Source organism: Acidovorax sp. HMWF018, assembly GCF_003061035.1.
Classification (GTDB): Bacteria; Pseudomonadota; Gammaproteobacteria; order Burkholderiales; family Burkholderiaceae_C; genus Acidovorax; species Acidovorax delafieldii.
The window spans coordinates 1-9,966 of sequence record NZ_QAIM01000114.1; the positions used below are offsets into that span (position 1 = coordinate 1).

Sequence of the window (9,966 nt, forward strand, 5' to 3'; positions counted from 1 at the left end):
GAGCGGGTGGACAGGGAGGTGGGGGCAGTGACGGTCACGGAAATCTCCAGGGGGCAGGGCAACAGGGCGGGGTCAACCGGCTGCGGGTTCGGTGGGTGAGGGGGTCTGCTGGCGCAGCGCTTCGCCGTTGGCCAGCATGCGGCGCAGCATGGACAGCAAAAGCTGCCACTCGTCATGGCTGAAGTCGCTGAGGTGGCCGTTGAGCACGTCGGCCAGCACGGGGGGCACCAGGGCTGCAATGCGCTGACCCTCGGCCGTGAGCCTGAGCTGCACGACGCGGCGGTCCACGGTGGAACGCTCCCGCACCACCAGACCCTTGGCCTCCATGCGGTCGAGCGACCGGGTCATGGAGGCGGGGTCGGTCTCCAGGTCACGCGCCAGGCTGGCCACGGTGGCGGTCTCGCACAGGGACAACTTGAACAGTGGCAGCCACTGGGCGTAGGTGAGTTCGTGCAAAGACAGCTGGGCATCGGCCTGCGTGCGGATGGACGACATCACCTTGCGCATCAGGTAGCCGACGCTGTTTTCGGGCACCAGCTTGCTGGGGTCGTAGTGCTCGGCGTTGTAGAACGCGGGGGCTTGGCTGGGTTTGGGAGGGGCTGACATGGATGCGAATTTAATTGACTAGACAATTATTGTCTTTGCATTGATTAAATTCCTGACAATGGAGAGGGGCCTTTGAGCGGGGTGGGAGCCCACGAACGGGAGGTAACGGACGGGGGTTCGCGGTGCTGGAAATGGCGCGAGTGAAGGGAGTGCGCCCCTGCAAGCAGCCTTGCAGAGGGTCAATTTGCTACGTATTTGATAGCTGATAAGGCATGTTCGACTAACGCATCAGCCCAAAAAACCTTGATTTTTGGTGCGCAGGCTGCCGCCGATATAGTGGGGCGCCTTGTGACCGACCCTTCTGTGCCTTGCCCACCGGGACACCGCCATGACCGCTGCTGCTGATTCATCTGCCTCCCTGCCCACTGCCTTGGACATTGCACCGCCCCTGCGCTTTGCCGTGATGGGCGCGGGTGCGGTGGGCTGCTACTTTGGTGCCTTGCTCGCCCGGGCGGGCCATGCCGTCACGCTCATCGGGCGGCCCGCCCACGTGCTGGCTGTGCGCGACAACGGGTTGCGGCTGCAGACGGCGGCGATGGATGTGCAGGTGCCCCTGGCGGCCAGCACCGAGGCCAGCGCCGTGCACGGCGCGGACGTGGTGCTGTTCTGCGTGAAGTCGTCCGACTCGGAAGACGCCGCGCAGCAGATTCGTCCCCACCTGGCGCCTGGCGCGCTGGTGCTGACCTTGCAGAACGGTGTGGACAATGACGAACGCGTGCGCGCCGTGCTGGACGCCAGCACCCCCGTGGCAGCCGCGGTGGTCTATGTGGCTACTGCCATGGGCGGCCCCGGGCATGTGGTGCACCATGGCCGGGGCGAGCTGGTGATTGCACCTTCGCCGCGCAGCGACGAGGTGGCCCGTCAGCTCACGGCGGCGGGCATTCCCACCCAGGTGTCAGACAACGTGCGCGGCGCGCTCTGGGCCAAGCTGGTGCTCAACAGCGCCTACAACGCGCTGTCGGCCCTGTCGCAGCAGCCCTACGGCCCGCTGGTGCAGGTGCCCGGCGTGACGCAGGTGATTGCCGACATCGTGGCCGAGTGCCTGGCGGTGGCGGCTGCTGACGGAGTGACGATTCCGGGCGATGTGCAGGCCGCCGTGCGCGGCATTGCCAGCACCATGCCCGGCCAGTATTCGTCCACCGCGCAGGACCTGGCGCGGGGCAGGCCCACCGAGATCGACCACCTGAATGGCTACGTGGTCAAGCGCGGCGCCGCCTTGGGCGTGCCGACGCCGCTGAACCACGCGCTGCAGGTGCTGGTGAAGCTGGCCGAGATGAAGCGCGCTGCGGGCTGAACCGGGGGGGCCGTCAGGCCAGCGCCGCCTCTTCCAGCAACCGCTCGCGCACTGCCTGCGCCGCCTGCACCATGTGGCGCAGGGCGGCTTCGGTCTCGGGCCAGCCCCGGGTCTTGAGGCCGCAGTCGGGGTTCACCCACAGGTGCTCCACGGGCACGACCTCGGCGGCTTTTTCCAGCAGCGCAGCCATCTCCTGCACGCCAGGCACGCGGGGCGAGTGGATGTCGTACACGCCGGGGCCGATCTCGTTGGGGTAGCGGAAATCACCGAACCCCTGCAGCAGCTCCATGTCCGAGCGGCTCGTCTCAATCGTGATCACATCCGCATCCATGGCCGCAATGGCGGGCAGGATGTCGTTGAACTCGCTGTAGCACATGTGGGTGTGGATCTGCGTGTCGTTGCGCACGCCGCTGGCACTGATGCGGAAGGCGCGCGTGGCGCGGTCCAGATAGCTCTTCCACCCCGCGCGACGCAGCGGCAAGCCCTCGCGGATGGCGGGCTCGTCGATCTGGATGATGGCGATGCCGGCGGCTTCGAGGTCGCACACCTCGTCTCGGATGGCCCAGGCGATCTGGTCGGCCGTAGTGGTGCGGGGCTGGTCGTCGCGCACAAAGCTCCATTGCAGAATGGTGATGGGGCCGGTGAGCATGCCTTTCATGGGTTTGGCGGTGAGGCTCTGCGCGTACTGGGTCCAGGCCACCGTCATGGGCGTGGGGCGGGCCACGTCGCCGTAGATGATGGGCGGCTTCACGCAGCGCGAGCCATAGCTTTGCACCCAGCCGTTGGCGGTGAAGGCAAAGCCGTCGAGTTGCTCGCCAAAGTATTCGACCATGTCGTTGCGTTCGGCTTCGCCGTGTACCAGCACGTCCAGCCCCAAGGCTTCCTGCTTGCGCACAGCCAGGGCAATTTCAGCTTCCATCTTCTGTTGGTAGTGGGCCGCATCCAGTGCCCCGCGCTTGAAGGCGGCGCGTGCGGCGCGGATCTCCGCCGTCTGCGGGAACGAGCCAATCGTGGTGGTGGGCAGCAGCGGCAGCTTCAGCCGTGCGCGCTGGGCCTTTTGCCGGGCAGGGAAGGCGCTGGCGCGCTGGTCGGCCCCTGGCGCCGCCGCGGCAATGCGGGCCGCCACGGTGGCGCGGTGCACACGCGGGCTGGCGCGGCGCGCGGCCAGGGCGGTGCGGGCGGCGTGCAGTTCGTCGTCCACCGCTGCCTCGTCTCGTGACAAGGCGGTGGCAAGCACACGCAGCTCATCGAGCTTTTCCACCGCAAACGCCAGCCAGGACTTCACCTCGGCGTCCAGCTGTGTTTCGGCCTCTAAGCTGAACGGCACATGCAGCAGCGAGCACGATGGCGCCAGCCACACCTCGCCCTGGTGCTTGTCGGCCACGGGGCGCAGCTTTTGCAGCGCCGCATCCAGGTCAGTGCGCCAGATGTTGCGGCCGTCCACGATGCCCACCGACAGCACCTTGTGCGACGGCAGCCAGTCGGCCACGCCCACCAGTTCGTCAGGGGCGCGCACGGCGTCCACATGCAGGCCGGCCACGGGCAGCTGGCAGGCCAGGCGCAGGTTCTCGGCCAGGGGCGAGAAGTAGGTGGCCAGTAGCAGCTTGGGCGCGCTGCGGGCGAGTTGCCAGTAGCTGGGCTCAAAGGCATGGCGCCACACGTCGGGCAGGTCCAGGCCCAGGATGGGCTCGTCGATCTGCACCCATTCCACGCCCTGGGCCTTCAGGCGTGCCAGCACGGCCTCGTACACCGGCAGCAGTTGCTCCAGCAGGCTGAACCGGTCAAAACCTGCCGCCTTGGATTTGCCCAGCCACAAGAAGCTCAGCGGCCCCAGCAGCACGGCCTTGACGCGGTGGCCCAGTGCTTGGGCCTCGGCCACTTCGGCAAACAGGCGCTCGCTGGCCAGGTGGAACTGGGTGTGGGTGCTGAACTCGGGCACGAGGTAGTGGTAGTTGGTGTCAAACCACTTGGTCATCTCCAGTGCGGGCTGGCCAGCGGTGTGGTGCGTAGCCTGGCAACCCGCGCTGCAACCCTGGTGGTCGTCGGCGGCTTGGGCCGATACTCCCCGCGCCATCGCAAAGTAACGCGCCAGCTCGGGCGTGTGGGCGTCAAAGCCAAAGCGCGCAGGCTCGCAGCCCAGCAGCTGGATGTGGTTGGCCACGTGGTCGTACAGCGCAAAGTCGCCCACGGTCACATAACCCAGGCCTGCGTCGGCCTGCGCCTGCCAGTGTTGCTGGCGCAGCTGGGTAGCGGTGGCCTGCAGCTCGGCCTCGGTGCTGTCGCCGCGCCAGAAGGATTCGAGCGCGAATTTCAGCGCACGCTGCGCCCCCATGCGTGGAAACCCCAGGGTGTGCGTGAGCACGGGGCGGCGGGTGGCTGCTGTTACGGCGACTGCGGCGAGCGACATGGTGATTTCCTTCTTCTGAATGGAGCAATGCAATGAAGGCACCGATGGTCGCGCGGGCTCGTTTATTATTCAAACGAAAGTTTTAGTCGATCAACTTGAAAATTTATAATGAATCAGTCGATCCTGGAAGTGCGCCACCTGCGCACGCTGGTGGCCCTGCGTGACAGCGGCAGCTTGGTGCGGGCCGCGCAGTTGCTCAACCTCACGCAGTCGGCGCTGTCGCACCAGATCAAGCTGCTGGAAGACCGCTACGGCCAGCCGCTGTTTGAGCGCAAATCGGTGCCGCCGCAGTTCACCGCCGTGGGCGAACGCCTGCTCGCGCTGGCCGATGCGATGCTGCCGCAGGTGGAAGGGGCCGAGCGCGACATTGCCCGCCTGGTGCTGGGGCAGGGCGGGCAGATGCGCATTGCGGTGGAATGCCACACCTGCTTTGACTGGCTGATGCCTGCCATGGACGCCTTTCGCACCCGCTGGCCCGAGGTGGAGCTGGACATCGTGAGCGGCTTTCACGCCGACCCTGTGGGTCTGCTGCACCAGGGCCGGGCCGATGTGGCCATCGTGTCGGAGGTCGATGGTGATGAGGCGGGCGTGGACTACCACGCGCTGTTTGGCTTTGAAATCCGCGCACTGCTGGCCAACACGCACCCGCTGGTGGCCAAGCCGCACCTGGTGGCGCAGGACTTTGCCGACCAGACCATCATCACCTACCCCGTGCCCGACGAAATGCTGGACCTGATCCGCCAGGTGCTGGAGCCCGCCGGGGTGCGCCCCCCGCGCCGCACCACCGAGCTGACGGTGGCCATGCTGCAGCTGGTGGCCAGCGGGCGCGGCGTGGCAGCGCTGCCGCTGTGGGCGGTGCAGAGCTATCTGGACCGGGGGTATGTGACGGCGCGGCCCATTGCAGCTGGCCCTGGTGAAAAAGGCCTGCGCGGCGAGCTGCATGCCGCGTGCCTACCCAGCCTGTCGGCCAAGCCGTATCTGCAGGACTTTGTGCAGGTCACGCGCGAGACGAGTTTTGTGACGCTCAAGGGCGTGGAGCTGTTGTGACCGGATCAGGCGCGTACTTGTCGCCCACCTCCTCCCGCAGCGGGTGGGTGTCGTAGACGATGTTCATGTCGCGGATGCGGGTGCTGCCCGCGTCGAACGTGAACACATCCACGCAGGTGAAAGTCACCTCGCGCCCATCGTTCAAAGTCCAGTCGTAGCGGAAATAGGCGGCCACCCGCACGGCGCCGCCGTTGTCTTGTTGCGCGGAGACGAACAGATCCAGCACGGTGATCACGCTGCCGCTGGAAGCCTGGGCGAGCTTTTGGAAAAAGTCGCTTGCGCGCATCGTGCCCAGAAAGGGCGAGTGCACCACGCCATCGTCTTCAAAGCAGGCAATCAGCCCGTCGGTATGGCTGGCATGCAGGTGGGCGAGGTAGGTGCGGACGGTGTCGATGGGGTTGTGGCTCATACGTGGCGATGCAAAGGGCGTGGAGTGGAGTGCGTAGCTTCGCCAACTCCGCGCCGCACGACAAGAGACAATGGTGGCTTATACATAAAAGGTGTTTATGTATCTGCGCTACCTGCAATACCTCCATGCGGTCATCGAACAAGGCTCGTTTGCCTTGGCGGCCAAGGCCTGCGGCGTGTCGCAGCCCGCGATAAGCCATGGCATGAAAGCACTGCAAGCCCACTTTGCGCAGCCCTTGCTGGTGCGGGAGGGGCGCCGCCATGTGCCCACCGACCTGGCCCGGGCAGTGGCCGCGCAGGCGCTGCCGCTGGCACAGGGGGTGGAGGCGCTGCCCCGCGCTTCGGTGACTGCGGCAGACCAGCATCGGCTGCGGGTGGGTCTCACGTCTTCTGCGGCGGTGGTCTGCGGTCCGCTGCTGTATGCCAGCTGGTGCCTGCCCAACGCCCGGCGCTCCCTGGAGATGGCGACAGCCGATGAAGGCAGCCTGCTGGAAGGCCTGCTGCAGCGGCGCTTTGATGCGGTCATCGCCCCCAAGCCGCGCAAGTTTGTGCACCCCGACGTGGTGGAGCGGCCCCTGTACGAGTTGCAGCCCCAGGTCTATGCGCGCAAAGGCCACCCATTGGCCCGGGCCCAGTCGCTGGTGCAACTGCAGGGCGCTGCGTGGGCCTGTGTGGGGCCCAGCGTCAGTGGGCCGGTGGACGTGTTGACGGAAGCGCACCGCGTGCGGCGAATGCCTGCCCCAAGGATGGCGGCGCGCTGCCCCGACTTTGCCAGCCTGCTGCACCTGGTGGCGCAGTCCGACCTGCTGGCTGTTGTGCCGCACCCTGCGTTGCTGGGCGGTGCGTCCACGCTGGTGGCGCCCCTGCGGCTGGCGGAATCTCTGCCGCTGTATGGCATGTGGCTGTTCGAACCCCGGGGCCACAGGTCACGGCTGGGCCCCGAGGTGTTTGCGCCTGCGGGCTGAGTCTGGCGCGCAGGCGCTGACCGAAACATTGCAAGGGGGATCAGTGTTTGAAATTGGTGTTGCAAGACTCCATAATCGCTTTCCTCATCCCTTCACCGAGCCTTCGCACCATGCACCATCCGCAGCGCCGCCCACACTCAGCCCCTTCGTTTGTCCGCCCCCTGATGGCCTCGCTGGCGCTGGCGTTTGCCGCCGCCGTGGCCCACGCTGCGCCGGTGGCTGATGTCCATGCGCTGGCCCAGAAGGAGCAGCAGCCGCTGCTCGACACCCTGCGTGACCTGGTGCATATCGAGTCGGGCAGCAAGGACATCGAAGGCCTGAACCAGATCGCCGAGCGCATTGCCAGCCAGCTCAAGCAACTGGGCGGCACGGTGGACGTGCTGCAGACCAGCGATATCTACCGCCTCGACGATACCCCCGAGAAGGTGGGCCCTGCTGTGCAGGCCGTGTTCAAGGGCACGGGCAGCAAGAAGATCATGCTCATCGCGCACATGGACACGGTGTACCTGAAAGGCATGCTCAAGGGCCAGCCTTTCCGCATCGATGGTGACAAGGCCTATGGCCTGGGCATCTCGGACGACAAGCAGGGCATCGCGCTCATCATCCACACCGTGGCCTTGCTGCAAAAGCTCAACTTCAAGGACTACGGCACGCTCACCGTGCTGATCAACGGTGACGAAGAAATCAGCTCGCCCGGCTGGCGCAGCACCATCACCCGTGTGGCGTCTGAGCAGGACGTGGTGTTGTCGTTCGAAGGCGGCGGCACCGACGGCACGCTGCGCCTGGCCACCAGCGGCATTGGGGCGGCCTACCTCACGGTGCAGGGCAAGGCATCGCACGCCGGGGCCAAGCCCGAGGATGGCGTGAACGCGCTGTATGAGCTGTCGCACCAGCTGCTGCAAATGAAGGACTTGTCCAAGTCCGACGAGGGCCTCAAGCTGAACTGGACGGTGTCCAAGGCAGGTACCAACCGCAACGTGATTCCGGCCGAAGCCACGGCCCAGGCCGATGCGCGCGCGCTGCGTGTGGCGGACTTCGACGGGCTGGAGAAAGGCCTGCAAGAGAAGGTCAAGAGCAAGCTGCTGCCCGCATCCAAGGTGGATGTGAAGTTTGAAGTGCGCCGCCCGCCGCTGGAGGCCAGCGACGCATCCCGCCGCGTGGCGGGTTACGGCAAGGTCATCTACCAGGAGCTGGGCATGTCGCTCAATGTGGTGGAGAAAGCCACGGGCGGCGGCACCGACGCAGCGTTTGCGGCGCTCAAGACCAAGGGCGCGGTGGTGGAGGGCATGGGCCTGTCGGGCTACGGCGCGCACTCCAACGATGCGGAGTACGTGCAGATCAACACCATCGTGCCGCGCCTGTACCTGGCCACGCGCATGATCATGGACATCTCGCGCGACCGCGTGAAATGACACGCTGAGCCGCTCCACACCCTCCCTGTGAGGGCAGCTGCGTTACACAGCGCGCCGTGGCGGGCTCAAGCGCCCGGCGTGCCTGGCACCGGCGTGCGCACGGTGCCCGTCGCAAAGAAGGATGCCAGGTTCTCCAGCACCAGGTCTGCCATGGCGCGGCGGGTTTCGTGGGTGGCGCTGGCGGTGTGCGGGGTCAGCACCACGCTGTCCAGCGCCATCAGCGCGGCGGGCACGCTGGGTTCGTTCTCAAACACGTCCAGCCCGGCGCCGGCAATGCGGCGCTCGGTCAGCGCATCGATCAGTGCCGCCTCGTCCACCACACTGCCACGCGCCACATTGATGAGAAATCCGTTGGGGCCCAAGGCCTCCAGCACATCGCGGTTGACGAGGTGGCGCGTTGCAGCGCCGCCTGCAACGGTGAGCACGAGGTAGTCGGCCCACTGCGCCAGCGCGGTCACCGACTCGAAGTAGGGCAGTGTGCATTCCTGCGCCGGGCGGCGGTTGTGGTACCCCACCTCCATGCGAAAGCCGCTCGCACGCTCGGCCACGGCCTGCCCGATGCGGCCCATGCCCACGATGCCCAGCCGCTTGCCGGACACGCGGGTGCCCAGTGCGTATCTGGCCTTCGGCCATTCACCACGGCGCACAAAACGGTCGCTGGCGGCCACGTGGCGTGACACATCCAGCATCAGCGCGAACGCCATGTCGGCCACACAGTCGTTGAGCACGCCGGGTGTGTAGCCCACCTGCACACCCCGGGCCTTGGCTGCATCGATGTCCAGCGCATCAAAACCCACGCCAAAACTGCTGATCACCCGAAGGTTGGGCAATGCCGCAATGACTTCGCCCTTGAGGCCGATGGCTGCGGTGGTCACCACCCCCGTGAACTCCGCACCGTGCGACGCCAGCAAAGCCGCCTGATCGGTCTGGTCGGCCAGGCAGGCGACGCTGTAACGGGCAGCCAGTTCGGCTTCCAGTGCGGGAAGGGGCAGGCGGCCGATTTGCAGGATGCGAGGGGGAGTCGTGGTCATGGTTTCGTGGGGCAACAGTGCCAAAAAATGCAAGGGGCGGCATAAGGCGGCACACAGCCGCCCCGATGTGTCTACATCATGCCGCGACGCGCACGGCCTGGCGCGCCAGCAGCTTCCACTGGCCCCCTTGCTGTTGTTGCCACACGCCCAGGATCTTGATCTGCACCTTGCCGGGCTTGCCCGAATCGTTGGTGTCGGCTGTGAGGGTGTGACGCACGATGGCGGTGTTGCCCACCACCTTGATGGTCTGGTCGGTGATGGCGATGGTCACGAAGTCGGACTTGCCAGCGATCAGGTCGCCGATGAAGCTGTCCTTGGTGTCCACGCGGCCGCCCGAATGGCCGTAGCTCAGGTCGTCGGCGACGAGGGCGGTCAGTGCAGCGGGCGTGGGGTCAATCATGGCCACGCGCAGCTTTTCTGCGGCGGCAGCCACTGCCTGTTCGGGCGATGCCGAGGAGGCTGTGGCTGCCGCACCCGTGGCGCAACCTGCGAGCGCGGCAATGGTCACGGCGGCGGCCGCGGCGAGAACGATTTGCTTGAACATTTTGTCTGTCTCCGTTGTTGTGTTGGGGTTTTGGGAATGGGCGTGCCACGACTGCCTCCGGACCTGTGCACGGCCGGGCCCGGGGTGTAGGGGGGGTCTGCAATGGGAGCAAAAAACGAGGGCCTGGTGAACCAGGCCCTGCGCCAGGCCGCGCTTACTGCGGCCCGAGCTTGTCAATCAGCGCCTTGAGCTCTTCCATCTCATGGGGCTTGAGGTCCGTCAGCGGCGCCCGCACCGGGCCGCCGTCATGGC

The 9,966-nt window shown here is 66.4% G+C and carries 9 protein-coding genes and 1 pseudogene; 4 read left to right on the forward strand and 6 right to left on the reverse strand.

The window, feature by feature from the left end:
• Nucleotides 1–72: 72 nt before the first annotated feature.
• Nucleotides 73–606 carry a MarR family winged helix-turn-helix transcriptional regulator gene (locus DBR23_RS04230; RefSeq protein WP_108497410.1) on the reverse strand — a complete coding sequence of 178 codons (534 nt, stop codon included), beginning with the start codon at nt 604–606 and terminating at the stop codon, nt 73–75.
• A 328-nt stretch (nt 607–934) separates the two neighbouring features.
• Here DBR23_RS04230 and DBR23_RS04235 point away from each other — a divergent pair, with 328 nt between their 5' ends.
• A complete protein-coding gene (locus DBR23_RS04235) occupies nt 935–1,900 on the forward strand; it encodes a ketopantoate reductase family protein (RefSeq protein WP_108497411.1) in 966 nt (321 codons plus the stop codon).
• 13 nt (nt 1,901–1,913) lie between these two features.
• On the opposite strand, the gene metE is transcribed toward DBR23_RS04235, so the two are convergent.
• A complete protein-coding gene (gene metE / locus DBR23_RS04240; protein ID WP_108497412.1) occupies nt 1,914–4,307 on the reverse strand; it encodes a 5-methyltetrahydropteroyltriglutamate--homocysteine S-methyltransferase in 2,394 nt (797 codons plus the stop codon).
• 108 nt (nt 4,308–4,415) lie between these two features.
• Here metE and DBR23_RS04245 point away from each other — a divergent pair, with 108 nt between their 5' ends.
• The gene (locus DBR23_RS04245) at nt 4,416–5,354 is read left to right on the forward strand and encodes a LysR family transcriptional regulator (RefSeq protein ID WP_108497413.1); all 939 of its coding nucleotides are present in this window, start codon (nt 4,416–4,418) and stop codon (nt 5,352–5,354) included.
• On the opposite strand, the gene DBR23_RS04250 is transcribed toward DBR23_RS04245, so the two are convergent.
• Nucleotides 5,332–5,763 carry a nuclear transport factor 2 family protein gene (locus DBR23_RS04250; protein WP_108497414.1) on the reverse strand — a complete coding sequence of 144 codons (432 nt, stop codon included), beginning with the start codon at nt 5,761–5,763 and terminating at the stop codon, nt 5,332–5,334. The two genes, DBR23_RS04245 and DBR23_RS04250, sit on opposite strands and share 23 nt — an antisense overlap.
• A gap of 97 nt (nt 5,764–5,860) precedes the next feature.
• On the opposite strand from DBR23_RS04250, the gene DBR23_RS04255 reads away from it, so the two are divergent.
• Both DBR23_RS04255 and DBR23_RS04260 read left to right on the forward strand, forming a co-directional pair.
• Nucleotides 5,861–6,727 carry a LysR family transcriptional regulator gene (locus DBR23_RS04255; RefSeq protein ID WP_108497415.1) on the forward strand — a complete coding sequence of 289 codons (867 nt, stop codon included), beginning with the start codon at nt 5,861–5,863 and terminating at the stop codon, nt 6,725–6,727.
• A 110-nt stretch (nt 6,728–6,837) separates the two neighbouring features.
• Nucleotides 6,838–8,139, forward strand: coding sequence for a M20/M25/M40 family metallo-hydrolase (locus DBR23_RS04260; protein WP_108497416.1), 1,302 nt, complete (start codon nt 6,838–6,840; stop codon nt 8,137–8,139).
• A 65-nt stretch (nt 8,140–8,204) separates the two neighbouring features.
• Here DBR23_RS04260 and DBR23_RS04265 read toward each other — a convergent pair whose 3' ends face one another.
• The 3 genes and pseudogenes from DBR23_RS04265 to DBR23_RS04275 all read right to left on the reverse strand — a co-directional run.
• Entirely contained in the window at nt 8,205–9,170 is a 966-nt protein-coding gene (locus DBR23_RS04265) for a 2-hydroxyacid dehydrogenase (RefSeq protein ID WP_108497418.1), read from the reverse strand.
• A 76-nt stretch (nt 9,171–9,246) separates the two neighbouring features.
• Entirely contained in the window at nt 9,247–9,714 is a 468-nt protein-coding gene (locus DBR23_RS04270; RefSeq protein ID WP_108497417.1) for a nuclear transport factor 2 family protein, read from the reverse strand.
• Nucleotides 9,715–9,868: 154 nt separating this feature from the next.
• A pseudogene (locus DBR23_RS04275) lies at nt 9,869–9,966 on the reverse strand (5-dehydro-4-deoxyglucarate dehydratase); the annotation flags it as partial.

Coding starts and splice junctions, on each gene's coding strand:
- DBR23_RS04230 (WP_108497410.1), bottom strand. CDS start 606: ATGTCAGCCCCTCCCAAACCCAGCCAAGCCCCCGCGTTCTACAACGCC.
- DBR23_RS04235 (WP_108497411.1), top strand. CDS start 935: ATGACCGCTGCTGCTGATTCATCTGCCTCCCTGCCCACTGCCTTGGAC.
- metE (WP_108497412.1), bottom strand. CDS start 4,307: ATGTCGCTCGCCGCAGTCGCCGTAACAGCAGCCACCCGCCGCCCCGTG.
- DBR23_RS04245 (WP_108497413.1), top strand. CDS start 4,416: ATGAATCAGTCGATCCTGGAAGTGCGCCACCTGCGCACGCTGGTGGCC.
- DBR23_RS04250 (WP_108497414.1), bottom strand. CDS start 5,763: ATGAGCCACAACCCCATCGACACCGTCCGCACCTACCTCGCCCACCTG.
- DBR23_RS04255 (WP_108497415.1), top strand. CDS start 5,861: ATGTATCTGCGCTACCTGCAATACCTCCATGCGGTCATCGAACAAGGC.
- DBR23_RS04260 (WP_108497416.1), top strand. CDS start 6,838: ATGCACCATCCGCAGCGCCGCCCACACTCAGCCCCTTCGTTTGTCCGC.
- DBR23_RS04265 (WP_108497418.1), bottom strand. CDS start 9,170: ATGACCACGACTCCCCCTCGCATCCTGCAAATCGGCCGCCTGCCCCTT.
- DBR23_RS04270 (WP_108497417.1), bottom strand. CDS start 9,714: ATGTTCAAGCAAATCGTTCTCGCCGCGGCCGCCGCCGTGACCATTGCC.